This is a genomic window from Neopararhizobium haloflavum, assembly GCF_002750855.1.
Lineage (GTDB): Bacteria > Pseudomonadota > Alphaproteobacteria > Rhizobiales > Rhizobiaceae > Georhizobium > Georhizobium haloflavum.
Genome location: NZ_NWUC01000001.1, coordinates 429,775 through 453,955 on the forward strand (window position 1 = coordinate 429,775; position 24,181 = coordinate 453,955).

Annotated in this window: 26 protein-coding genes and 1 tRNA gene; 13 read left to right on the plus strand and 14 right to left on the minus strand. The window is 62.6% G+C overall.

Going from position 1 to position 24,181, the window contains the following annotated elements; all coding sequences use genetic code 11:
• Positions 1-6 precede the first annotated feature (6 nt).
• A complete protein-coding gene (locus CN673_RS02185; protein WP_099864587.1) occupies positions 7-96 on the minus strand; it encodes a potassium-transporting ATPase subunit F in 90 nt (29 codons plus the stop codon).
• A 338-nt stretch (positions 97-434) separates the two neighbouring features.
• On the opposite strand from CN673_RS02185, the gene CN673_RS02190 reads away from it, so the two are divergent.
• Entirely contained in the window at positions 435-1,814 is a 1,380-nt protein-coding gene (locus tag CN673_RS02190) for a TrkH family potassium uptake protein (RefSeq protein WP_198585861.1), read from the plus strand.
• 79 nt (positions 1,815-1,893) lie between these two features.
• Here the strand turns inward: CN673_RS02190 and CN673_RS02195 are convergent.
• Positions 1,894-1,970: transfer RNA gene (locus CN673_RS02195), tRNA-Ile, on the minus strand.
• A 157-nt stretch (positions 1,971-2,127) separates the two neighbouring features.
• Between CN673_RS02195 and CN673_RS02200 the strand changes: the two genes are divergently transcribed.
• Positions 2,128-2,889 (plus strand): SIMPL domain-containing protein, encoded by a 762-nt coding sequence (locus CN673_RS02200; protein ID WP_099864589.1) that lies wholly within the window; start codon positions 2,128-2,130, stop codon positions 2,887-2,889.
• Between the two features lie 77 nt (positions 2,890-2,966).
• Here CN673_RS02200 and CN673_RS02205 read toward each other — a convergent pair whose 3' ends face one another.
• The 8 genes from CN673_RS02205 to CN673_RS02235 form a co-directional block, all read right to left on the minus strand.
• Positions 2,967-3,320 carry a hypothetical protein gene (locus CN673_RS02205; RefSeq protein ID WP_099864590.1) on the minus strand — a complete coding sequence of 118 codons (354 nt, stop codon included), beginning with the start codon at positions 3,318-3,320 and terminating at the stop codon, positions 2,967-2,969.
• Between the two features lie 147 nt (positions 3,321-3,467).
• On the minus strand, positions 3,468-3,875 hold the full coding sequence (locus CN673_RS02210; protein ID WP_157928763.1) for a nuclear transport factor 2 family protein: 408 nt from the start codon (positions 3,873-3,875) through the stop codon (positions 3,468-3,470).
• A gap of 25 nt (positions 3,876-3,900) precedes the next feature.
• Positions 3,901-4,152, minus strand: coding sequence for a hypothetical protein (locus CN673_RS20790; RefSeq protein WP_157928764.1), 252 nt, complete (start codon positions 4,150-4,152; stop codon positions 3,901-3,903).
• Positions 4,153-4,287: 135 nt separating this feature from the next.
• Positions 4,288-4,668, minus strand: a complete 381-nt coding sequence (locus tag CN673_RS21030) for a hypothetical protein (RefSeq protein ID WP_198585862.1) — start codon at positions 4,666-4,668, stop codon at positions 4,288-4,290.
• A 105-nt stretch (positions 4,669-4,773) separates the two neighbouring features.
• Positions 4,774-5,184, minus strand: coding sequence for a secondary thiamine-phosphate synthase enzyme YjbQ (locus CN673_RS02220; RefSeq protein ID WP_099865014.1), 411 nt, complete (start codon positions 5,182-5,184; stop codon positions 4,774-4,776).
• 66 nt (positions 5,185-5,250) lie between these two features.
• Entirely contained in the window at positions 5,251-7,287 is a 2,037-nt protein-coding gene (gene rpoD, locus CN673_RS02225; protein ID WP_099864592.1) for an RNA polymerase sigma factor RpoD, read from the minus strand.
• A gap of 460 nt (positions 7,288-7,747) precedes the next feature.
• Positions 7,748-9,727: a DNA primase gene (gene dnaG, locus CN673_RS02230; RefSeq protein WP_099864593.1), complete on the minus strand. Its 1,980-nt coding sequence runs from the start codon at positions 9,725-9,727 to the stop codon at positions 7,748-7,750.
• Between the two features lie 146 nt (positions 9,728-9,873).
• Complete coding sequence (locus tag CN673_RS02235) at positions 9,874-10,323, minus strand: GatB/YqeY domain-containing protein (protein ID WP_099864594.1); 450 nt, start codon at positions 10,321-10,323, stop codon at positions 9,874-9,876.
• 289 nt (positions 10,324-10,612) lie between these two features.
• Between CN673_RS02235 and carA the strand changes: the two genes are divergently transcribed.
• Positions 10,613-11,833, plus strand: coding sequence for a glutamine-hydrolyzing carbamoyl-phosphate synthase small subunit (carA, locus tag CN673_RS02240; RefSeq protein WP_099864595.1), 1,221 nt, complete (start codon positions 10,613-10,615; stop codon positions 11,831-11,833).
• Positions 11,834-11,840: 7 nt separating this feature from the next.
• Here the strand turns inward: carA and CN673_RS02245 are convergent, their stop codons facing one another.
• Positions 11,841-12,281 carry a MarR family winged helix-turn-helix transcriptional regulator gene (locus CN673_RS02245; protein WP_099864596.1) on the minus strand — a complete coding sequence of 147 codons (441 nt, stop codon included), beginning with the start codon at positions 12,279-12,281 and terminating at the stop codon, positions 11,841-11,843.
• A gap of 97 nt (positions 12,282-12,378) precedes the next feature.
• Between CN673_RS02245 and CN673_RS02250 the strand changes: the two genes are divergently transcribed.
• Both CN673_RS02250 and CN673_RS02255 read left to right on the plus strand, forming a co-directional pair.
• Positions 12,379-13,458 carry a WD40/YVTN/BNR-like repeat-containing protein gene (locus tag CN673_RS02250; protein ID WP_099865015.1) on the plus strand — a complete coding sequence of 360 codons (1,080 nt, stop codon included), beginning with the start codon at positions 12,379-12,381 and terminating at the stop codon, positions 13,456-13,458.
• A 10-nt stretch (positions 13,459-13,468) separates the two neighbouring features.
• Positions 13,469-13,762: a MoaD/ThiS family protein gene (locus CN673_RS02255; RefSeq protein WP_099864597.1), complete on the plus strand. Its 294-nt coding sequence runs from the start codon at positions 13,469-13,471 to the stop codon at positions 13,760-13,762.
• A 9-nt stretch (positions 13,763-13,771) separates the two neighbouring features.
• Here the strand turns inward: CN673_RS02255 and CN673_RS02260 are convergent, their stop codons facing one another.
• The gene (locus tag CN673_RS02260) at positions 13,772-14,056 is read right to left on the minus strand and encodes a DUF6074 family protein (protein WP_157928765.1); all 285 of its coding nucleotides are present in this window, start codon (positions 14,054-14,056) and stop codon (positions 13,772-13,774) included.
• A gap of 126 nt (positions 14,057-14,182) precedes the next feature.
• Positions 14,183-14,965 carry a 3'(2'),5'-bisphosphate nucleotidase CysQ gene (cysQ, locus tag CN673_RS02265; RefSeq protein WP_099865016.1) on the minus strand — a complete coding sequence of 261 codons (783 nt, stop codon included), beginning with the start codon at positions 14,963-14,965 and terminating at the stop codon, positions 14,183-14,185.
• 210 nt (positions 14,966-15,175) lie between these two features.
• Between cysQ and osmF the strand changes: the two genes are divergently transcribed.
• The 8 genes from osmF to phnN all read left to right on the plus strand — a co-directional run bounded on the left by osmF (position 15,176) and on the right by phnN (position 23,147).
• On the plus strand, positions 15,176-16,090 hold the full coding sequence (gene osmF, locus CN673_RS02270; protein ID WP_099864599.1) for a glycine betaine ABC transporter substrate-binding protein OsmF: 915 nt from the start codon (positions 15,176-15,178) through the stop codon (positions 16,088-16,090).
• 111 nt (positions 16,091-16,201) lie between these two features.
• Positions 16,202-17,392 (plus strand): ABC transporter permease, encoded by a 1,191-nt coding sequence (locus tag CN673_RS02275; protein WP_099865017.1) that lies wholly within the window; start codon positions 16,202-16,204, stop codon positions 17,390-17,392.
• On the plus strand, positions 17,389-18,327 hold the full coding sequence (locus CN673_RS02280) for an ABC transporter ATP-binding protein (RefSeq protein ID WP_099864600.1): 939 nt from the start codon (positions 17,389-17,391) through the stop codon (positions 18,325-18,327). The genes CN673_RS02275 and CN673_RS02280 overlap by 4 nt, the downstream gene beginning before the upstream one ends.
• Positions 18,324-19,079: an ABC transporter permease gene (locus tag CN673_RS02285; RefSeq protein ID WP_099865018.1), complete on the plus strand. Its 756-nt coding sequence runs from the start codon at positions 18,324-18,326 to the stop codon at positions 19,077-19,079. Before CN673_RS02280 ends, CN673_RS02285 begins: the two co-directional genes overlap by 4 nt.
• Positions 19,080-19,106: 27 nt before the next feature.
• A complete protein-coding gene (locus CN673_RS02290) occupies positions 19,107-20,540 on the plus strand; it encodes a protein adenylyltransferase SelO (RefSeq protein ID WP_099864601.1) in 1,434 nt (477 codons plus the stop codon).
• Positions 20,541-20,671: 131 nt separating this feature from the next.
• Positions 20,672-21,391, plus strand: a complete 720-nt coding sequence (locus tag CN673_RS02295) for a DUF1045 domain-containing protein (protein WP_099864602.1) — start codon at positions 20,672-20,674, stop codon at positions 21,389-21,391.
• A 14-nt stretch (positions 21,392-21,405) separates the two neighbouring features.
• Positions 21,406-22,560: an alpha-D-ribose 1-methylphosphonate 5-triphosphate diphosphatase gene (locus tag CN673_RS02300; RefSeq protein ID WP_099865019.1), complete on the plus strand. Its 1,155-nt coding sequence runs from the start codon at positions 21,406-21,408 to the stop codon at positions 22,558-22,560.
• Positions 22,560-23,147 carry a phosphonate metabolism protein/1,5-bisphosphokinase (PRPP-forming) PhnN gene (gene phnN, locus CN673_RS02305; RefSeq protein WP_099864603.1) on the plus strand — a complete coding sequence of 196 codons (588 nt, stop codon included), beginning with the start codon at positions 22,560-22,562 and terminating at the stop codon, positions 23,145-23,147. The genes CN673_RS02300 and phnN overlap by 1 nt, the downstream gene beginning before the upstream one ends.
• Here phnN and choV read toward each other — a convergent pair.
• Positions 23,137-24,180, minus strand: a complete 1,044-nt coding sequence (gene choV / locus CN673_RS02310; RefSeq protein ID WP_099865020.1) for a choline ABC transporter ATP-binding protein — start codon at positions 24,178-24,180, stop codon at positions 23,137-23,139. The genes phnN and choV overlap by 11 nt on opposite strands.
• Between the last annotated feature and the right edge of the window lies 1 nt (position 24,181).

Consider the following 24,181-nt stretch of genomic DNA (forward strand, 5'->3'; position numbering starts at 1 on the left):
CGGCTCCTAGAAACGTTCAGGCCGGGCGAGCGCAACGGCGAGATAAGCGATGAGGCCGAGCGCGGTCAGCCCGCCAATGACGAGATCGAAGGTCATATCCGGACCTCAGAGCTTTTCGCAGAGCCGCACGAAGGCGGCGGCTGCGAAGAAGAAGGCAACTGCGAAGGCGAAGAAGATGAGCGTGAACATGGCACGTCTCCAGGACGATGAAGATCGGCCAACAATGAGAGACGCGTCCGTCAATTCTCCATGCTCAAAACGGTCGGGAAGCGTAAACAACGCATAAACGGGTTATGGCCTGTCTATGCGACTTGGCTGTTCACGGCCCTTAGCGTGAGGCGACTTAGCCAAACCGAGCGCCGAACGCCTTGCCTGCCGTTTTCAGGAACATCCTGCCTGCCATAGCGGCCCTTTGGATGATGATGGGCCTATCCATGGGCATACCTGCCCTTGTCGACTGGGCGGACAGAAGCAGAGGGTATGTCGACTTTCTCTCCGTCGCGACGCTCGTGACGTTGTCCGGTGGTCTCGTCTTCGTCGCCATGCGCGGCCCGAGCGCGCAGTGGAAACGCCGCGAAGGCATCCTCTTCGTCAACGCGGCATGGCTGTCGATGTCGCTGGCCGGCGCGATTCCACTTTATCTTTCCGATCTCGATATCGGTTTCACCGATGCCTTCTTCGAGTCCGCCTCCGGCCTGACGACCACCGGCTCCACCGTGCTTTCGGGACTGGACTCCATGGATCGCGGAATTTTGATGTGGCGATCGATGCTGCAGTGGTTTGGTGGCATCGGCTTCGTCGTGCTTGCGACGTTCCTCCTGCCGGTCATCGGTTCGGGCGGTCAGCAGCTTTTCACGTTGGAGTCGTCCGATACCGCCGAAAAGCCGTTCGCGCGGTTCCGTCAATATGCCGTGCACATCGCCATCTTATACCTGGCGGTGACCGCGTTCTGCTTTGCCGTCTATCTCGCCCTCGGCATGAATGCGTTCGACGCGATCAATCACGCCTTCACCACCGTATCGACCGGCGGGTATTCGACATCGGATTCCTCGATGGGCAAGTTCCAGTCCGAGCCAGTCCTGTGGGCCTCGAGCTTTTTCATGCTGATTTCGAGCCTGCCGTTCATCTACCTGATCCAGATCGTCTTTGCCCGCCAGCACCGCCTTGAGCCGCAGATCGCCTGCTATCTCTCGACACTTGCGGTATCTGTGGCGCTCCTCATGCTGATCATCTCCTGGCGCGATGTGGAGACGCAGTTCGATCCGCTCGTCACGACCGTCTTTCATGTTCTCGCCGTCGTGACGACAACGGGTTATGCCGCCGAGGACTATACGCTATGGCATTCCAGCGTTGCGGCCGTCTTCTTCCTGATCACGTTTCTGGGCGGCTGTTCGGGCTCCACCTCCGGCGGGTTCAAGGCCTATCGCATGGTGGTCGTGGCGCAGACGATCCGCCAGCACGTCTGGCGTGTGATGTATCCCAGATGGAGCGGCAGCGCGCGCTACGGGGCTCAACGTCTTTCGTCGCGCGATACGGCGGATGCGATGACATTCGCCTTTCTCTACTTTTCGACATTTGCCGTCGTTGCCACAGCTCTTCAGGTCATCGGGCTCGATGTCGCAACGAGCGTCAGCGCGTCGGCCACCGCGATCGCCAACGTCGGTCCCGGCCTTGGCGAGATCATCGGCCCGGCCGGCAATTTTTCCACGCTGCCGGTCTCGGCCAAATGGATCCTTGTCTTCGCGATGATCGCGGGGCGACTGGAGATGATGGTGGTCTATGTGCTGGCGCTGAGTGCCTTCTGGCGCTGGTGATGCGAGCAGTCTGCTCTCGAACACGGCCATGGGCCAAAGTGCCATAGATCAGCCGGACAATCAGAGCCTGGAAAGTGTGTGGTGGGCCCGGAGGGACTCGAACCCCCAACCAAGCGGTTATGAGCCGCCGGCTCTAACCAATTGAGCTACAGGCCCCACCTGGGGCGCAATGGCCCCGTGCGCGACGCTCGATCGGGCGGCGCGGCTTCGCTCCTAAAGCAAATTTGCAGGGCTCACAAGCCGGTGCCGCAATTGCCACACATTCCCTTCTCAACACTCCGGCTTCACGCATCGCATTCAAGGAGCCTCATCAATGATCAGCACTCAACTCCGCATGGCCATGCTCGCGGTGCTCGTCGTGCCCGCCGGGATGAACAGCCCGGTTTTTGCCCAGCCGCAGGCGGTCGAGACGCGACAGGAACAGCCGGGCACGATCTCCGTCACCGGTGAGGGGGACGCGGCCGTCGCGCCGGACATGGCGCTGGTCACGCTGACGGTCCTGCGCGAAGCGGAGACGGCGCGTCAGGCGCTCGACGACAGCAATGAGGCGATGGAGGAAGTCCTTCAGGCGATGCGCGACGAGGACATTGCCGAGCGCGATCTGCAGACCTCGGGGTTCGGCATCAACCCGCAATATGTCTATCCGAATGGCGAGAACGAGGTGCGCGAGCCGCGTATTACCGGCTATGAGGTCTCCAACACGCTGACGGTGCGCTTGCGTGATCTCGAAAAGCTCGGGGCGCTTCTCGATGCATCGGTCTCGCTCGGGGTGAACCAGGGCGGCAACATCGTCTTCACCAATAACGATCCCGCGCAAACGCTGGCCGAAGCGCGGGAAGACGCGGTCGGGGATGCACGGGCACGCGCCGAGACACTTGCTGACGCCGCCGGGGTGTCGCTCGGACGCATCCTTCGCATCGATGAGAGCACGCAGGCCCCGCCGCCCATGCCGATGGCGCGGGCCGAGATGGCGAAAAGCTTTGCCGCCGATGCCAGCGTGCCGGTGGCGAGCGGCGAAAATCTCTACCACGTCACCGTCACGATGACCTTCGAGATCGACGAAGACGCGGAATAGTGCGAAACGCAGAAAGCCCCGCCGAGGTGACGTGGCGGGGCTTTCCACAGGCGGGGCCGATCGGCGTCCCTGGCTGATTAACGGGAAGCGATGATCGGGCAGCCGCGCTGATTTGCGAACACCAGGCGAACGGGGTGGCCGCGGCTGAATCCCTTGACAGCAACGCGGCGCGGCGCGTTGCGCACGACGTGGGCGCGATGCACGCCCATGCGGCTTGCCTTGTGAACAGCCTGACGCGGATCGCAGTAGTTGCGGGCATAGCGCGGCGGGGCGTGGCGGTGGCGCACGATGGGCGCATTGCCAAAGCGGAATTCGAAGCTGGCCTGCGCAGCCGCGGGCTGGCTGGTTGCGGCGGTTGTCGCCACTGCGCCGATGCCGCCGAGGGCCAGCATTGCACTCAGGGCAGCGGTCTTGATGATCTTTGCAAACATGTCTTCTCTCCACCAGACAAACAGGGCTTATCAATCTGAAACGCGATCACCGTCCCGAGCGATCTGTTTTCGAGATTAGGTCCTGATGCCTGAACGGAGATGGAACCGGCCGTTCATGGCCCGTTCATCCGCAAGGTGTGCAAGAAATCAGTCTTCGCCGAGCGCAGCGTGAAAGCGGTCCTGATCGAGATATCGGGAAAGCCGGGAAATCCGCCCGCCTTCCATTTCAGCGACGAGCACGGCGGGAACGGAATAGGATTGTCCCTCGGCAGGCCCGAACTGCGGCAGCGACATATCATAGATGCCACGCAGCGTGACTTCGGCGGCGACCCGGCTGCCATCGTCCGATGCCAGGAACAGGCGGTCGCCATGCCGTTCCTTGAGCGCCGTCGCCCGCTCGATCAAGGTGTCGCGAACGGCGCTTGCTCCGATGATCCGGTCACCGAAGCCCGGATCATAGGCCACCTCGGCGGATAGCAGCGAAGCAATGGCCGTTCCGTCCTGTCGGTCGAGCGCGTCAAGAAACGAATCGATAGGCGATGTGTGGTCGCTCATGGAGGCATCCTCAGGGTGTGATGGATCAGCAGACGACGGCAACACCTGTTGCAGGGTCAACGCAGAGGGCCGTACTCGACCGGTCGGTCGTCGCCCGTGCGCCACCGGGGCCGATCTCTGCGCGGCCGGTCCGGCTGTCGATCTCCACACGGCCGTTGGAGGCGCTGGCGGACGCGACGCCGCCTGTGACATATCCGCTGGCACATCCGCTCGCCGTAACGGCGATGAAGAGAAGGGCGATCGATTTCATGAAAGGGGTGGCGGGGCTGTCGGTCATGCTTTTGTGCATCGTTTCATCCCATTGCCTTGGAAATTCTCAATAAAGTCGCCCGGCATAAGCCGGGCGAAGTCGTTTCCGCGCGTTCTTGTTGTTACTCGGGATCACGGCGCGGACCGTACCCTCTATCTGGAATTACTGTGCCGGTGCGGGCTCCGCGTCGGCAGGGGCTTCCGTCGCCGGGGCGGCGTCGTCGGCAGGAGCGGCGTCATCGGCAGGCGCCGGAGCCTCTTCGGCCGGCGCGGCATCCGGCGCGGGCGCTGCATCGCCGCCACTGTCGGCAGGAGCCGTCACGTCGACATCAACGCCAGCTCCGCCTTCTCCGCCACCGCTGTTCATATAGAAGAACGCGGCTATGGCGACGACAACCACGAGCAGGCCCGCGATGAACCAGCCGGAACCGCCGCCGCTGCTGCCGGTGTTGTTGGTCACGACGGTTTCGCGCGTATGGGTGTGAACCGGGTCCACCGGGCGGGGCGGGGTGCTGGGGTCGTTGGGATCTCTGTGGTCAGCCATCGCGGCCTCCTTGTTGCGTTGATCGGCAGATGAACGCGGAGCGCGCAGTAACGTTCCCGTGAAGGTCAAGAGCCTGCTAAATGAGCATGTTTCGAAGCGACGGGCTCAGTCCGACAGCGAAAGGATGACCTGACGGCTGTGTGGTCGGCTGCGGTGCTCGAAAAGGTAGATTCCTTGCCACCTGCCGAGGAGCAGCCTGCCTGCTTCGATCGGAATGGTCAGCGCCGTTTGTGTCAATGCCGCCTTGATGTGCGCCGGCATGTCATCGGGGCCTTCGGTCGTATGTGTGATCCAGGCCATGCCTTCAGGAACCAGTCGGGTGAAGAAGGTCTGAAGGTCGCGGCGAACGTCCGGATCGGCGTTTTCCTGGATGAGCAGCGAGGCGGAGGTGTGACGGAGGAAGAGATGCACAAGCCCGCTGCTGTCCCGACCGTCCGCGACGAAGCGTGCGACATCGTCGGTTACCTCATAGAGGCCCCCACCATTTGTCTCGATCTCGATCGTCGTGCGCTGCATGGCCATCCTCCACACCGAATGAAAAAGCCCGGCACGAGGCCGGGCTTTGTTTGAATGATGGTCGCATCAGCTGTCGAGGAAGCTCCGCAGCTTGCGCGAGCGGCTCGGATGCTTGAGCTTGCGCAGCGCCTTCGCTTCGATCTGGCGGATGCGTTCGCGGGTGACAGAGAACTGCTGGCCGACTTCCTCCAGCGTGTGGTCGGTGTTCATGCCGATGCCGAAGCGCATTCTGAGAACACGTTCTTCACGCGGCGTCAGCGAGGCGAGCACGCGGGTCGTGGTTTCGCGCAGATTTGCCTGGATCGCCGCATCGATCGGGAGGACCGCGTTCTTGTCCTCGATGAAATCGCCGAGATGGCTGTCCTCTTCGTCGCCGACCGGCGTTTCAAGGCTGATCGGCTCCTTGGCGATCTTGAGCACCTTGCGGACCTTTTCCAGCGGCATGGCCAGTTTCTCGGCCAGCTCCTCCGGCGTCGGCTCGCGGCCGATCTCGTGCAGCATCTGGCGCGAGGTCCGCACTATCTTGTTGATCGTCTCGATCATGTGCACCGGAATGCGGATCGTGCGGGCCTGGTCGGCGATCGAGCGGGTGATCGCTTGCCTGATCCACCAGGTCGCGTAGGTCGAGAACTTGTAGCCGCGACGATACTCGAACTTGTCGACCGCCTTCATGAGGCCGATGTTGCCTTCCTGAATCAGATCAAGGAACTGCAGGCCTCTGTTCGTGTATTTCTTCGCGATGGAAATGACGAGGCGCAAGTTGGCCTCGACCATCTCCTTCTTGGCAATGCGGGCTTCGCGCTCGCCCTTCTGCACCATGTTGACGATGCGGCGGAACTCGGTGATCGAAATGCCCGTCTCGGTGGCCAGGTTCTGGATTTCCCCGCGCAGGTCGCGGATCGCCCCGCTTTCGCTCTTGGCGAATTCCTTCCAGCCCTTTGCGGAGAGGTTGCAGATCGATTTCATCCAGTTGGGGTCGAGCTCGGCGCCGCGGTACTGCTCGAGAAAGGAATCGCGCTTCACACCGTAGGACTCGGCAAGGCGCAACAGCCGGCCCTCATTCTGCATGAGGCGCTTGTTGATGTCGTAGAGCTGCTCGACGAGGCTGTCGATGCGGTTCTGGTTCAGCGCCAGCGACTTGACCGCGGTGATCAGTTCGTCCTTCAGCTTCTTGTAGCTGCGCTCCTGGGAGGGCGACAGCGTGCCGGTCGCCGCCAGCCGCGCCTCGACCTGCTGGTCCTGAAGTTTGCGCAGCTTCTTGTAGGTGTCGGCGATGAGGTCGAATGTCTCCATCACCTGCGGCCGCAGTTCGGCCTCCATCGCTGCGAGCGACAGGTTGGATTCGTCGTCGTCGTCCTCGTCATCCTCGATCGAGGTGCCTTCGCCGCCGACATTGGTGACGTCGTCGCTCGAGGCGCGTTCCCGGCGGGCCTTTTCCTTCTCTTCGGCGGCCTTGCGGTCGGCTTCGATCTTCTCGGCGGACTGGAACTGCGGCGCCGCCTTGGCCTCCGGGCCCGAATAGGTCGTTTCGAGGTCGATGATCTCGCGCAGCAGCGTCGAACCTTCGTTCAGCTCATCGCGCCAGATGATGATGGCCTGGAAGGTGAGGGGGCTCTCGCAAAGCCCGGCGATCATCGTCTCGCGGCCGGCCTCGATGCGCTTGGCGATGGCAATCTCGCCCTCGCGCGACAGGAGTTCCACCGAACCCATTTCGCGCAGATACATGCGCACCGGATCATCGGTCCGGTCCGTCGGTTCCTTTTTCTTCGCAGTGGTGACAGCCGTTCCGGCGCTCGTCGTCAGCTCGTTGCTCTCGCTTTCGTCGTCGCTGGAATCGTCCTTCTGTTCTTCCTGCTCCTCTTCATCCTCAACGACATTGATCCCCATGTCGGAAAGCATGGACATCGTATCTTCGATCTGCTCGGAGGTGACTTCCTCCGAAGGGAGGACGGAATTGAGCTCGTCCATCGTGACGTAGCCGCGTTTTTTCGCGGCCTTGATCATTTTCTTGACGGCATCGTCGGACAGATCGAGCAAGGGACCATCGCCCGAGCCTTCGCGCTCGACTTCCGCCTCGTCGTTTTCCTTAACCTTCGTTGCCATATGTCCTGATCACTTTCCCTGACGCCTGGATTTAGCGGTCTTCCGCGCCTGTCGTTCGTTCAGTCGCGCTCGGCCCGCAAATCAGCTTTGCGGCGGTTTAACGGTCCATCGTTTTCCAAGTGGTTGCGGCCTGCCGTGCCCGCGGGCAGACGGCCTTGATCGGCAAGCGTGACTGGTGACACGTCGCTGTAATATGATTTGCCTGGACCTCAAATGATGCCATCAGCAATGGTGATTCCCACAAATTCTACCGACGTCAAGGCTGGCACGGAAAAAACCGCGCCTTCAACGCAAATCACGAGCAAAACGAGTTGAGCCGCTTGCCGGCTCATTCTTCGGGCCACCGGTCGGCCCGGACCCTGGCCGACCGTCCAAGGATCACATTTAGGTTTCGAACGTCGTTCTGCAAGGCGCGGGATACCGCTTTCCCGCTCCCGTGGCAACTCGTGGCCCCGCGGCATCATGCGCGCGCCGGTCCCTTGATCCGGCCGGAGAGGACCCCGAACCCGTCGATGATCGCGTGTTGCTGCTCGAGCCGGGTGATTTCGTCCTGAACCTGCTGCAAGCGCAGCATCAGAGCCGAAATCGATCCACCGTCGCCGTCTTCGGTCGCATCGGCCACCTCGCGCTCGATCTCCAGTCGCTGCCATCGAAGGGCCCGGGTGCGCTTGTGCAAAGACAGCGCCTGGAAATACCCCTCGCTCGCGTCCTCACGAACAGCTTCGGCCGTCGCCGTCCATATTCGGGCATTGCGAATCTGCCGTTCCAGGGCTTCGACAAGTGGTGCGAACCCGGCCTGTGACAGCGATTCCAGCATCGTTTCCCGGTTCATGGCACTGCCGTCGGACGACGCGCCGAGCACTGCTGCCCAAAGGCGCGTCAATTCTCGGTTGTCGAATTCGATTGCGGCGATTTCGTCGAATTCCTCGACGATCAGTTCCGGATGATTGACGACGGTGAGCGCCAGCACGCTCTCGCGCAGAGCGGGCAGATCGGAAATGCCGCGCACGAGCGCCGACCGTGTCAGTCGATCGGACGCGGTGAACCGCTCCGATGCCGGGCCGAATGCGTTTTGCTGTGCACGCTTTCCACCGAAGCGCTGCTGGCCGTTGCGGTTGGCGGGCCGGTTGCCATAGGCCGTGGTAGCAGGGCGGAAGAAGGCCTGCATGCGTTCGCGCATATCCTGGGCGTAGTGGAACCGGACGCTCTCATCGCCGATCGCCGAAGTGATGCTCTTCAGGCGCGCCTCCAGTTCTGCGCGCCGCTCGGGCGTATCGAAGGTTCCGGCGCTGCTTTCGCGCTGCCAGATCATGTCGGCCAGCGGCCGGGCATTGGCGAGGATCTGGTCAAACGGCGCGCGTCCGTCATGGCGCACGAGGTCGTCGGGGTCCTTGCCCTCCGGCAGCAGAGCGAATCGAACGGAGCGACCGGGCTTGAGGGCAGGCAGTGCGAGATCTGCGGCCCGGTTGGCCGCTCGCCTGCCAGCTTCGTCGCCGTCGAAACTCAGCACCGGCATCGGCGTCATGCGCCACAGCAGTTCAAGCTGCATCTCGGTCAGCGCGGTGCCGAGCGGCGCAACGGCATTCTCGATGCCGGCCTGATACAGCGCAATGACGTCCATATAGCCTTCGACCGCGACCACGGTGCCAGCTCCGTCGGCGCCCTGCGCGGCGCGGCGGGCGCGGGTGAAATTGTAAAGGACGTTGCTCTTGTGAAAGAGTTCGGTTTCGTTGGAATTGAGGTATTTGGCGGGTGCGTCCGGCGCCATTGCGCGACCGCCGAAGGCGATCAACTTCTCGCGCGACGACAGGATCGGGAACATGATGCGGTCGCGAAAGCGGTCGTAGGATACGGGAATGTCCGGGCCGTGAACGAGCAGGCCGCAGGCTTCCATCTGAGCCCGCTCCACGCCTTTCGAGGCCAGATATTCCTTGAGGCCGTTGCGGGCAGCCGGCGCATAGCCGAGGCGGAAGGTTTGAATCGTGCGGCCCGTGAGCCCGCGTTCTCTGAGATAAGCGCGCGCGGGGGCGCCCTCGCTGCGCTGAAGGCAATCTTCAAAATACGCCGTTGCCAATTCCATGACGTCGGTGAGGGTCGCCTGCTGGCGCTCGTGGCGCTCGGCCTGGGGATCGGGCGCCGGCATTGCCACACCGGCCAGATCGGCGACACGCTCCACGGCCTCGGGAAAGGAAAGACCCTCCAATTCCGTCAGAAATCGGAAATGGTCGCCGGAAACGCCGCATCCGAAGCAGTGGTAGCGGCCCTTGCGATCCTCGCAATGAAAACTCGGTGTCTTCTCGCCATGGAACGGACAGCAGGCCCACCAGTCCCCACGCCCGGCATTGGTCTTGCGCTTGTCCCACGATACGCGCGTGCCGATGACTTCGGAGATCGGCACGCGATCGCGGAGTTCGTCCAGGAAGTTGGGGGAAAAGCGCATTGTCGGTGTCTCTCGTCACCCGTTCTTACCACGGTCGCCACGCCGAGCGCACGGAAACACCTGCCGCTATGCCCGATGTTCACAGCACCGACGAAAAAAGGGCGACCCGCAAGGGGCGCCCTTATCGGTCGTTAGAGGCGGCGCAGTTACCGCAACATGCCTTTGACCTTGCCCGATGCCTTGGAAAAATCCATCTGACCGGCATAGCGTTCCTTCAGCATGTTCATGCATTTGCCCATGTCGCGCAGGCCATGGGCGCCTGTTTCGGCCACCACCGACGCGCACACCTGATCGACTTCGGCCTCGGACATCTGCGCCGGCAGGAATTGCTGAATAACGGTGATTTCCTCGCGCTCCTGCTCCGCAAGCTCGAGGCGACCCGCTTCCTCATAGATACGCGCTGATTCCTCGCGCTGCTTGATCATCTTGGCCAGGATCGCGTTGATATCGTCGTCGCCGACCGGATCCTTGCCGGCGCTGCGGTTGGCGATATCGCGATCCTTGATCGCAGCCTGAATGAGCCGCACGGTGGAAACCTTGCGGCTGTCGCGGGATTTGAGGGCATCCTTCAACGATTGTGCGAGTTTCTCGCGCATCGCATCTTACTCCTGGTTCGAGACCAGCACCCTTGCCCCGCATGCTCGATGCAGAATCTGGCAAAGGTGCAAAGCTTTGTTTTGTTTGTGTTTTTAATTCGTGTCTATTAAGCCGAACTCATTGACCGGGCCGGGCCGATTGACTATTTTCCGGCTCGAACAGCCCGCACAGCCTACATCAATCAGGCCGCCTTTTGAAAGGTCGGCGTTCGGCAGCGCGCGGTCGACGACATTAAATGGCGTGTTCGGCCCCTGCATTCAAGTGGGCCCCGGCCAAGGGAAGACCTTGATGAACGACAGCAATACTCCAACACCCCCCCCCTGGACCACCGACAAGCCGACCGCCGTGATCGTGCTGGCTGACGGAACGGTCATCGAAGGAAAAGGTCTCGGCGCCGTCGGCGACGTGGTGGCCGAGATCTGCTTCAACACGGCGCTCACCGGCTACCAGGAAATCCTGACCGACCCGTCCTATCTCGGGCAGATCGTCACCTTCACCTTCCCCCACATCGGCAACATCGGTGCCAATGACGAGGATATCGAGGATCTGACACCGGCGTCGCGGCACGGTGCGGTCGGCGCGATTTTCAAGGCGGACATCACGCAACCGTCCAACTATCGTTCAGCAACGCATCTCGACCAGTGGCTGAAGGGCCGGGGGATCATCGCGCTGAGCGGCATAGATACACGGGCGCTGACCGCATGGATCCGGGAGAACGGCGCTCCCAACGCCGTGATCGCGCACGATCCGGGCGGTGTTTTCGACATCGAGGCGCTCAAGGCGAAGGCCAAGGCATGGCCGGGTCTGGTCGATCTCGATCTCGCAAAAGAGGCAAGTTCCGGCCAGTCTTCGCAGTGGACCGAAAAACCCTGGGTCTGGAACCAGGGATACGCTGCCTCCGGTGACGCGCCCGCCTACCACATCGTCGCGATCGATTTCGGCGTGAAGCGGAACATCCTGCGGCTCTTTTCAGGTCTCGGTGCCAAGGTTACCGTCGTGCCGGCGAATACCAGCGCGGACGATATTCTCGCCCTTCAGCCTGATGGCATATTCCTCTCCAACGGCCCGGGAGATCCGGCTGCGACGGGACGCTACGCGGTTTCGGTTCTGAAGACCTTGATGGAAACGGACATTCCGATCTTCGGCATTTGTCTCGGCCACCAGATCCTCGCGCTGGCACTCGGTGGACGCACCACGAAGATGCATCAGGGTCATCATGGCGCGAACCATCCGGTGAAGGATCACACAACCGGCAAGGTCGAGATCGTTTCGATGAACCATGGTTTTGCCGTCGATGCGTCGTCGCTGCCGGATGGCGTCGAAGAAACGCATGTCTCGCTGTTCGACGGATCGAATTGCGGACTTGCGGTGAAGGGGCGACCGGTCTTCTCCGTTCAGCACCACCCTGAGGCTTCGCCGGGCCCGCAGGACAGCCACTATCTTTTCCGTCGTTTCATGAACCTGGTACGGGCGCGCAAGGGCGAAGAGGCGCTCGCCGAGCGCGCCTGATCGGCGATCAGAGAAGCCGGCCGAGTTCGCGGCGCAGATCGTCCGCGTTCTCAAGCGTGTTCTCGACCTCTTCGTGCGTCCGGCACCAGATGGGCAGCGCCTCGGCCAGAAGCGCGCGACCCGAAGCGGTCAGGTTCAGCCGGCGCGCACGCTTGTCGGATGGGTCGGGCGCGATCTGGAGCAGGCCGCGGCGCTCCAGCGGCTTGAGGCTCGCCGTCAGCGTCGTGCGGTCCATGGCGAGCAGTTCGGCCACGCTGCCGATCGTCGGCGGTTCAGGCCGGTTCAGCGCCATCAGGATCGAGAACTGACCGTTTGTCAGGTCAAGCGGGCGGAACGCCTCATCGAAAAGACGCGCCAGACGGCGGGCCGCGCGTTGGGTGTGAAGGCAAAGGCACGCGTCGCGCACCATCATCGTCGCCGAATACGGCGTGGCTTCGGACTTTGACATCGAACCATAATGTTGATATCAACTCATTTTGTCCAGCTGTGGTAAGGGCGCTGCGCGGTGATGTCGCATGCGCCGGCCTGAGGGAGAGAGTGTCACGATGGCCAAGGTTCTCGTTCTGCTCGGCACCAAGAAGGGTGCATTCATTCTTCAAGCCGATGAGAACCGTTCGAACTGGCGCCTCAGTGGGCCGCATTGCGATACCTGGCCGATACAGCACGTCATCGGCGACGAGGAAACCGGCGTCATCTATGGCGGCGGCGGCAATGAATGGTTCGGTCCCGCCGTCTGGCGATCAGAGGACACCGGATCAAGCTGGCGTCACTCGAGCCAGGGTCTCGCCTATCCCGAGGGCAAGGATCCGGTGAAATCGGTCTGGAGCCTCGCCCGCGGCCAAGACGCGCTCTATGCCGGCGTGGAGCCCGCAGGTCTCTTCAAAAGCACCGATGACGGTCAGACATGGGAGCACATCGATGGTTTGCAGAACCATCCAACGCGGGAGCGCTGGATGCCGGGCGGAGCGGGCCTCATACTCCATTCTCTGCTCATTGACCGGAAGGACGAAAGTGCGATCTGGGTCGGGATCTCCGCGGCGGGCGTTTTCCATTCCTCAGACGGCGGAAAGAGCTGGGACGCGCGCAATCGCGGCACGCGGGCCGATTTCCTGCCGGAAGACCAGCGCTACCCCGAATTCGGTCAATGCGTGCACAGCCTTGTCATGGCGGGCGACGGGTCGGGACGTCTTTATCAGCAGAACCATTGCGGGATGTATCGGAGTGACGATGGCGGCCTGAAATGGGAAAGCATAGAGGATGGCCTGCCTTCCAGTTTCGGGTTTCCGGCAGCGAGTCATCCGCGCGACGGGGAGACGCTGTACCTGATACCGCTCAACGGCGATTCGGCCGGTCGCTACATGCCGGATGGCAAAGCCGCGGTCTGGCGCACGCGCGACGGCGGCCAAAGCTGGCAGGATTTGCGCGCGGGTCTCCCGCAAGACAACGTCTTCTTCAACGTGTTGCGTCAGGCAATGGCGACCGATCGCATGGATCCCGCCGGCGTCTATTTCGGCACCGCATCGGGGGCGCTCTATGCCAGCGCAGACGAGGGTGACAGCTGGACGCTCATCGCCGAGCATCTGCCATCCATCCTTTCCGTCGAGACGATGGTCGTGAACGATTGAAGGCCGCCCGATGCCTCAGGAACGTTTGGCCCCTGAACAGAGTGTGACCGTCAAGTTGCCGGCGGTGCTCGTCGACCTCTTCCCCGGCTCGGAACGGGTCGTGTGCGTTGAAGCAACGACAGTCGGCGAGATGATCGATGCGCTCGACCGTCGATGGCCGGGGATGGCTGACCGGATCCGGGATTCACGGCCTGCGGTGCGCAAGCACATAAACATCTTCGTGGAAGGCGCGCGAAGCAGCCTTTCAACGCCGCTTCGCGCGGGCAGCACTGTCTTCGTCATCACCGCCATCAGCGGCGGCTGAGACATGCCATCAGACGTGCAGGCGAATCCGTTCGTAGTGCAATTCGGCCATCTCGCGCTCGACTTCCGTCAGGAACGCGCCGACAGCTTCATCCTGCTCGTCTTCACTGAGGCCGAGCGCCGCGAGCTCGGCGAACTTTTCCTGAGCAAGCGTGTGACGGTACCTGTTGGCTGCGGCAGCAGTGCGGCTTCTCAACAGCTTGGCCGCGGCGACACGGACCGCGCCCGACCGACGATGGAGTGGAAAGACGACCACCTGTCCTGATGCATCCGCAACCGCATTCAAATTACTCATGATATGTACCGCCCGCTTTTCATTCGCCATGAGCCGGTTCTCGACCGGCATCATGCACCCCACGCTCAATCGCGAATCGTTTCCGATCCATAAAGACGACAGTGATGGCACGAGGTTTACGGTTGGTTAGCGCTGGGCGCGCGCGATGAAATCGGGATTGACGAAGTGCTTGGCGCAATTGCCGTAACGCAGCGGCTCGCCATTGATTGTCTTCGTTGATCCGCCGGCCGCGCGAAGCACCGCATCGCCCGCCGCCGTGTCCCATTCCATGGTTCTGCCAAAACGCGGATAAACGTCGGCAAGGCCCTTTGCCATCATGCAGAATTTGAGCGAGGAGCCGACCGACAGGCAATCGGTTATGCCCTCGGCCGCGAGATAATCATCCGTTTCGCGGGTCCGGTGCGAGCGGCTGGCTAGGGCAACGACCTTGCTGGACGACGGCTTCACCTTGATCGGGTGCCGCTCGCCCGGGTTCGTCTCGTCAATGAAGCAGGCGCCGTTCGCCGAGCCGAGATAGGTTTCGCCTCTCGCCGGGGCATGCACCACGCCGGCGACCGGCACGCCATCGTCGATCAGCGCGATGTTGACCGTGTAGTCGCTGTGCCCGGCAACGAATTCGCGGGTGCCATCGAGCGGATCAACAAGAAAGAAATGCGCCTCGGTCAGCGTCGGTGTCCGGCCGGCGGCAACGGACTCCTCGGCGACCACCGGGATTTGCGGGAAGGCCTCGGCCAGCCGGGCAAGAATGATCTGCTCGGCCGCGAGGTCGGCCTCGGTCACCGGCGAGCCGTCCTGTTTCTCGTCGGCTCCGGTGGTGCGCGCGGCAATCTGGAGGATGATGCGACCGGCCTCGCGCGCAATCGCCTCCAGCGTATCGATCAAGGCGGGCGGGACGCTTTTCGGTTGCATCGGATCCGTTCCTTCGGTGTCGCCCGCACTACCCGCACAGACCGTGTGCTGCAAGCGATAATGACGAGCACGGTCTCGTCGCGACAAGGGGCGTGGCAGGGCCAATCCCCGGAATCGCCATCTCCCGCCTTGAATCGTCGCAAGCTTCCGCAACATAATGACGTTCAACGCGTTTCGAGAGGCGCAAATTTCCCGCATCAGGAGGCCAGCATGATCCGCCTTTCCCTCAAAGCCCTGACCTTCGCTGCGACGACGGCGTGGTTCGTTTCGACAGCGCACGCGCAAGTCGTCGTTTCTTCAAAGATCGACACGGAGGGCGGCGTTCTGGGCAGCATGATCCTGCAGATGCTCGAAGCCAACGACATCCCCACGGAAAACCGCTTGCAGCTGGGCGGCACCCCTGTGGTGCGCGAGGCGATCACGGCGGGTGAGATCGACATCTATCCCGAATACACGGGCAATGCCGCGTTCTTCTTCGAACGGGCAGACGATGATGTGTGGCGCGATGCGCAGGCCGGTTACGAAGAGGCCAAGAAACTCGACTACGAGGCGAACCAGATCGTATGGCTGACGCCGGCGCCTGCCAACAATACCTGGGCAATCGCCGTGCGCGAGGACGTGGCCTCTGAAGGCGGACTTCAGACGATGAGCGATTTTGCCGAGTGGGCGAATGGCGACGGCAATGTCGTGCTTGCCGCGTCGGCGGAGTTCGTCAATTCCGAAGCAGGGCTTCCGTCTTTCCAGGAAACCTACGGGTTTGAACTGACGTCGGAACAGTTGATCACGCTTTCGGGCGGCGATACGGCGGCGACGATCCAGGCGGCGGCGCGCGAGACGAACGGCGCCAATGCGGCCATGGTCTACGGCACTGATGGCGGCATCGCGCCGTCGGGGTTGGTCGTCATGGAAGACGATGAGAGCGTCCAGCCGGTCTACAACCCGGCACCGATCGTGCGCGAAGAGACGCTGGAAGAATACCCGGCCATTGCCGATATTCTCGAGCCGGTCTTCACGTCGCTGTCGCTGGAAACACTGCAGGAGCTCAACGGCCGTGTTCAGGTGGGCGGCGAACCGGCCGATGCTGTGGCGCAGGATTACCTGACGGAAAACGGCTTTCTGGAATAGCGTTCGCCTCCTGTTGTCGGCGCGCTGCCGGCGAAAGGCGATCCAGGGCGCGTTGGATGGATGAAGCCTGACGGCGGAAGGATTGACAGTCGCGCCATGGATGCCAGAGCGATGATCGCTTCCCCACGGCACAAGGTGCTGCCGGCCCTCGACAAGCTCGGTGTCTTCATCGCCATCGGGCTGCTGGCGACGCTGGGCTTTGCGCCTCTCATGGTCTTCAGGGCAAACCGCATCGTTCTCGGCGAAACGGTTGATATTGCACAAGCCATGCCGCCCGGGCCGATGGTGGTTCTGCTTGCTTCGATCGGCGTGGCTGGCGTGGCGGCGCTCTTGAAGACCTCGGCCATGATGCGTCTGATTGCCAGTCTTGCAGCGATCGCGGTTCTCGCCTGGGTCGTGGGTGTGTCCGCGTCGTTTCTCGTCGAAGGCGCCGACGCGGTCGCCCGGGCGTCCCCTGCCTCCGGCTTCTGGTTGCTCTTCGGCATTTTCGCGTTGATGGCGACCGACGCGCTGACCCGCATGGATCCGAAGCCATCCTTGCGGATCGGCCTCGTCCTGCTGGCCGGGCTGGCACTCGCCGCCTTTCTTGCGAGCGGCATCTGGGACGATCTTTCGGTGATGCGCGAATACGAGAACCGCGCGGGCAGCTTCGCCCGTGAGGCACGGCGACATCTGTTTCTCGCCTTCGGGTCGCTTTTCATGGCGGCGCTGGCCGGTATTCCGCTAGGAATCCTCTGCCATCAGGTTCGCGCGGTTCGCGGGCCCGTGCTGAGCGTTCTGAACATCATGCAGACGGTGCCATCGATCGCACTGTTCGGCCTTCTGATCGCGCCGCTCTCCTGGCTGTCGACGGAACTGCCGATCCTGCGCGCTATCGGCGTCAGTGGCATCGGCGCGGCGCCGGCCTTCATCGCCCTTTTCTTCTATTCGTTGCTGCCGGTGGTGGCGAACACGGTCACGGGCCTTGCTGGCATCCCGGCAAATGTGAGCGAGGCAGCGACGGGCATGGGCATGACGGAGCGCCAGCGCCTGTTTTCCGTGAAGCTGCCACTGGCGTTCCCCGTCATACTGACCGGGATACGCATCGTGCTCGTCCAGAACATCGGACTGGCCACGATCGCCGCGCTGATCGGCGGCGGCGGGTTTGGCGTCTTCGTGTTTCAAGGTGTCGGTCAGACCGCGATGGATCTCGTCCTGCTCGGCGCGTTGCCGACCGTCACGCTGGCCTTCGCGGCCGCCGTCATCATGGACGCGCTGGTGGACATCATGCGTCCGTCCGGTGTGCAGAAGGGGTCTCAATGATCGACATCGAACACATCACCAAGCGCTACGGCGAGGAGGCGGTCGTCGATGACGTCTCCATGACGGTGGAGCGCGGCAAGGTCGCCGTCATCGTCGGCACATCGGGGTCGGGAAAGACGACGCTCCTGAGAATGGTGAACCGGCTGGTCGAACCCAGCGAGGGGCGCATTCTCATCGACGGCAAGGACACGCACGAGATACCCGGCCATCTTCTTCGCCGTCAGATTGGATATGCGATCCAGGGGCATGGACTGTTTCCCCATCGCACGGTCGCTGAGAACATCGCTACCGTGCCCAAGCTGGCGGGCTGGGAAAAGCGGCGCATCGACGATCGTGTCGACGAGCTGATGACGCTTTTCCAACTGGAGCCGTCACAGTATCGCGATCGCCACCCCGGCGAGCTCTCCGGCGGCCAGCAGCAGCGCGTCGGCGTTGCCCGAGCGCTTGCCGCGGAGCCGGACGTTCTCCTCATGGACGAGCCATTCGGCGCTCTCGATCCCATCATCCGGGCCAAGGCCCAGGACGACCTGCTCGAAATCCAGCGCAGGTTCGAGACGACCGTGCTGCTCGTCACGCACGACATGGACGAGGCGATGCGACTCGGCGATCAGATTGCCGTCATGGCAGAAGGCAAGATCGTTCAGTATGCTGATCCGGCGACGCTGCTCGTGAAGCCCGCGAGCGAGTTCGTCGACAATCTGGTCGGTACTGCCGACCGGCCCTTCAGGCTCTTGTCGCTGCGCAAGGTGGGCGACATCGTCGAGCCCGGTAGCTCCGAGGGCGAGCCGGTGCAGCCGGCCACGTCGCTGCGCGAGGCCTATGCCAACATGTTGTGGCAGGGCAGGGATACCCTTCCGGTCGTCGATGACCAGGGCAACGCGCTGGGGCGGGTCCGCATGGACGCGATTTCGCCATGGGCGGCTCGTCCGGCATGACAATCACGACGGCAAGGCTCCTGCGCGCGGTGACACTCGTCGTGCTCCTCATCTTTCTTTTCCGGCCGGAGACATTCGAGCCTATGCTTGCCCTGCTGGTCGCGAACAACGCACCGGCGATCTACAATCAAGGCAGCCTTCTGTCGCTGACGATCAGTCATCTGGCGATCGCGATCGCCGCGACGGCGGCCGCGGCGCTTATCTCGGTGGGCTTTGCCATTCTGGTCACGCGTGATTTTGGCCGTGAGTTCCTGCCATTGTCGCGCAGTGTCGCCAATATCGGCCAGACGTTCCCGCCCGTTGCGGTCCTGGCGCTTGCGGTTCCGATCGTCGGGTTCGGCACCAAGCCGACGCTGATCGCCCTCTTTCTCTATGCGCTGCTTCCGATCTTCGAGAATGCGCTGACAGGGCTGACGGGGCTTGCACCGACCGTGCGGGAAGCCGCGCGCGGTGTCGGCATGACAGGCTTCCAGCGTCTGCTGCGCGTGGAGCTTCCGCTGGCCTTTCCCGTCATCTTGACCGGCATCCGTCTTGCTTTCGTGATTTCGCTCGGTACGGCGACAATCGGGTCCACCGTGGCTGCACCGACACTCGGGGAGGTGATCATCGCAGGGCTCTTGTCCAGCAATACGGCCTTCGTTCTGCAAGGCGGGATCATCGTGGCGGCACTGGCCGTTCTGTCCTATGACGGGCTCACCGCCCTGGAGCGGCTGACAGCACGACGCACCGGCCGGGTTGCGACCGCCGTTTGACGACGGACCAGCGCGAATTGGAGTTTTATGGCCTACGCACCGCATTATGATCCATCGGTTCGCCATTCGACGCTTGGCGAGGGATTTTTCGACGTCGTCGAGCCGGCGGACTTTCCTCGCCACACGATCCGCTACCGCAACGACCGCGCGGCTGGCCCGGTTGGTCTCGCGACGTTGTCCGATGCTGAATGGATAGAGCACTTCGCTCGCTTCACGCCTTTGGAGGGGTCGCTGGCACAGCCACTGGCACTGCGCTATCACGGCCACCAGTTCCGCCAATACAATCCCGATCTCGGAGACGGGCGCGGATTTCTGTTCGCGCAGCTGCACGACGACACCGGCCGCTTGCTGGACCTCGGCACGAAAGGTTCCGGACAAACGCCGTGGTCGCGCCAGGGCGATGGCCGGCTGACGCTCAAGGGTGGTGTGCGTGAGGTCCTGGCCACCGAGATGCTCGAGGCACTCGGGGTCAACACGTCCCGATCCTTCAGCCTGATCGAGACCGGCGAGGCGTTGATGCGCGGTGATGAGCCATCTCCGACGCGCTCCAGCGTGCTCGTCCGGCTCAGCCACTCTCATATCAGGATCGGAACGTTCCAGCGTCTGGCCTATCTTCAGGACAAGGAAAAGCTGGTTAAACTGCTCGACTATGCGGTTGCGACATACATGCCGGATTGCGAGCGGCCGGACCAAGCCGCAAAGGCTCTGGCATTCCTGGAAACCGTGTGCCGGCAGGTCGCACGCACCGGGGCGCAATGGATGGCGGCCGGCTTTGTTCACGGCGTGCTCAATACCGACAACATCAATATCACCGGCGAGAGCTTCGACTACGGCCCGTGGCGCTTTCTGCCGGTTCTCGATCCGAGCTTCACCGCCGCCTATTTCGACCAGACAGGGCTCTATGCCTTTGGCCGACAACCCGAAACGCTGTTCTGGAACCTTGCGCGCCTTGCCGAATGTCTGCTGCCCTTGGTCGGTCAACCGGAGCTGGAGCGCGTCCTGTCCGATTTCCCGGACATGTACCGCCGTGCCTTCGACCGGCAATTGCTCGCCCGTCTCGGGCTTGTCGCCACGGACGGGCAATGCGACCGGGATCTCGCCGAAGCATTCTGGCGCTTTCTGGCGGCAAGTGCGCTGCCATTCGAGCGTGTCTTCTTCGACTGGCATGGCGGCGAGGCGAGCGCGGCGCGTGCCGAGCGAAGCCCTCATGCCGACATCTATGCGGGCGCAGAATTTTCCGAGGTGCGGCGGCTGATGGCGCAGTTCGCGACGCGCTCGGTGCCCGACGCTGCGAGCGACTATTTCGACGGCAGTGCGCCCTGCACGATGCTGGTCGATGAAGTCGAGCGCATATGGAGTTTCATTGACGAGAACGACGACTGGACGGCATTCCACGAAAAATGTTCCCAAATCGCCGCGATGCGGAAAGCACTTGGTCTTGAAGGAGAGGCGCTGGGCTAAGACCTCGATTCACATCGTAGCCGGATCATTCTGTTAATGAACGGCTTTTCGATCATTTCGGGGAGGTCGGGCCGGTCTTCAATCTGTCACGCAAATCGACTAGGCCGGGGTTGAAACGGCGGAGATGCCCGATGCGATACGCCCTCTATTTCACCCCGCCCGCGCGACATCCGCTGACCATGGCGGCGGCGCGCTGGCTTGGGCGTGACGCTTTCTCCGGCAAGGCGATCGAGTCGCCAGCAGTGGCCGGCCTGACATCGGATGACATCTGGCATCATACCGCAGCACCGCGGCGATACGGATTTCACGCCACGATCAAGGCGCCGTTCCAACTTGCCGCCGATCGATCCGAATCAGAGCTTCTTGCCGATCTCATGCAATTCTGCGGCAGGCTCGAACCATTCGCAGTGCCACTGGCGATTAACCGCATCGGTCCCTTCTTCGCGCTCACGCCCGAGGTGCCAAGCCCGGCGCTTCAAGATCTTGCCGATGCCGTCGTCCGGCGGTTCGAGCCTTACCGCGCTGCGCTGAGCGAGGCGGATCTGGAGCGACGATCGAGCGGATCGCTGACCTGCCGGCAGTTGGAGTATCTGCAACGGTGGGGATACCCGTTTGTCTTCGACATGTTCCGCTTCCACATGACCCTGACGGGGCCGATCGCGAAGGAGGAGGCACCGCAGGTGGAGCAGGCGCTGGCCGCCTATTTCGAGCCGCTGCTGGGTGAGCCGCTTGACGTTGCGAGCCTGGCGCTTTTCATCGAGCCGGAAAGCGGTGCGCCGTTCATTGTCGATTCGCTCCATCCGATGGGGCGGGTCGATGGCCGAAAGGGGCTTGGTGCAAGGGCGAAATGATAGAGGCGATCGACATGCAAGGCGAGGCGGACGAACGCGTCTATCGAAATGCGCGGCTTGTTCTGGCCGATGAGGTGGTGGACGGGCACCTGGTTCTTCGCGGTGGGTCGATCGTGGAGATCGGCGCGGGCGCCACCAACATCGACGGTGTCGATCTTGAAGGCGATTATCTCGTTCCCGGCCTCGTCGAACTGCATACCGATCACCTTGAGGGACACTACGCGCCGCGGCCGCGCGTGCGTTGGGATCCGAAAGTGGCCCTGCTGGCCCACGACGCGCAGATCGCGGCGGCCGGCATCACCACGGTTTTCGATGCGCTGCGCGTCGGCATGGACGAGGATGCCGAACTTGGCATCGACGACATGATGCGACTTGAAGCCGCCATCTGCGAGGGTGTGGACCGTAACCGGCTGCGCGCGGAGCATTTCATCCATCTCCGCTGCGAGGTGTCCGCGCCAGACTGTCTCGATGCATTCCGCCAGTTCGAGAACCATGGCGGTGTCGGACTGGTCTCCCTGATGGATCATGCGCCGGGTCAGCGTCAGTTCCGACATATCGAAGCCTATCGTGCCTATTATCAGGGCAAGCTGAAGATGCCGGACGACGTGTTCGACCGGTTCTGCGCCAGACGCATCGCCCAATCGGAAGCAAACTCACCGGCCAATCGCAGCGCCATCGCGCGCCACTGCGCCGAGCGCGGCATCGTGCTCGCCAGCCACGACGACGCGACCGATGCTCATGTCGACGACGCGGTGAAGCAGGGCGTGCACATCGCCGAGTTTCCGACCACGCTCGAAGCGGCGAGAGGGTCGCATGAGGCAGGCATGGCGGTGTTGATGGGGGCACCCAATCTGGTGCGCGGCGGCTCCCACTCCGGCAATGTCTCTGCGCGCGAACTTGCCGAAGCCAATTTGCTCGACATTCTCTCATCGGACTACATTCCGTTCAGCCTCATCCAGGCGGCTTTCGTTCTCGGCGACGGGCTCGTTGCCTCTATCGATCTTGCCGCCGCGATCCGCATGGTGACGCTGACGCCGGCAAATCGTGTCGGCCTTACCGATCGCGGCGAACTCGCCATCGGCAAACGCGGTGATCTGGTGCGGGTCCGGCTCGATGGAAACCTGCCCGTCGTGCGCACGGTCTGGCGGCAGGGCAGGCGGGTCATTTGATGACCGATTCCCCCCGAACCCGGAGAGGAGCGTTCATCGTCATTGTCGGTGCAAGCGGTTCGGGCAAGGATACGCTGATTGATTTTGCGCGAACGCGCCTTGCCGAGGCGCCCGATGTTCTTTTCGTGCGCCGGATCGTGACGCGAAGGCCGGATGCGCAGTCGGAAGACCATATCGGCATGGATGAGACCGCATTCGACGCGGCCCGCGATCAGGGGCAATTCGCGTTCGCCTGGCAGGCCCACGGACTGAACTATGCCTTTCCGGCTGCGGTCGATCATCATCTCGAACGCGGTGGGGTCGCTGTCGCCAACGGTTCACGGGCGACATTGTCCGAACTCGATGCCCGCTATCAGGCGTTGCAGGTCGTCCACGTGACGGTCAGTCCACCTGTCCGGGCAGAAAGGCTGCGCCGACGCGGGCGCGAAAGCGAGGCCGAGATCACCGCGCGACTGGCGCGGGCGACCGGCTTCGAGATCAAGGCTCGTAGTTGCCTCACCCTGTCCAACGATGGCCCGATCGAGGAAGCCGGCGAAGCGCTTGTTTCCTGCATCCAGCGCTTTCGGATAGCCGGCGCTAACGTTTGACGAGCGCTGAGAGGATATCGGCCGGATTGACAGCCCCGACGACCTCGCCCTTCTCGATCACCGCGACCGAACTTGGATAGTTCTTCGTCATGAGGCCGATCATCTCGGTCACGGGCGTTTGGCGCTTTACAGACGCGCTAACGGTCTCGTTCGTCCCACCCTTGTCGGTGCGCATGACGTCTTCCGCGCAAAGGACGCTCAGTGGATTGAGGTGGGCGACGAACTCGGCGACATAATCGTTGGCCGGACGCAGAACGATATCTTCCGGCCGGCCGGCCTGGACGATGCGACCGCCTTCCATGATGGCGATCTTGTCACCGATCTTCACGGCTTCCTCGAGATCATGGCTGACGAACAGGATGGTGCAGCGCATCTTTTCCTGAAGCGCGATCAGTTCGTCCTGCAATTTCGTGCGTATCAGCGGGTCGAGCGCCGAGAACGGCTCGTCCATCAAGAGGATCGGCGCGCCCGTGGCGAAGGCCCGTGCAAGGCCGACACGCTGCTGCATGCCGCCCGACAGTTCCTGCACCTTTCGCCCGGCCCATTCGCGAAGGCCGACCGTTTCCAGTTGTGCGGCGACTCGATCCTTTCGCTGCGACGCCGGGACGCCTGCCAGTTCGAGGCCGAAGCCGACATTTTCCTCTACCGTGCGCCACGGCAGGAGACCAAAGTGTTGAAAGACCATCGATACGCGTTCGGTGCGCAACTGGCGCAGCGCCTTGCGGTCGGCGCGCGTCACGTCCACCATCCGGCCGTCGCCGGCATCGACCATCACGGCGCCGCGAACGACCCGGTTCAGGCCGTTGACGGCGCGCAGAAGCGTCGACTTGCCCGAGCCCGACAGGCCCATCAGCACTGCGATCTCGCCCTCCGCGACATCCAGCGAGCAATCGTGAACGCCGAGGACCTGGTCGGTGCGTTTCTGGATCTCGCCGCGCGTGAGGCCATCGTCCATCAACGGCAGCGCCGCCTTTGGATCGTCGCCGAAGACGATGGAAACATTGTCGAAACGAATGAGGGGCTGCTTGTCCATG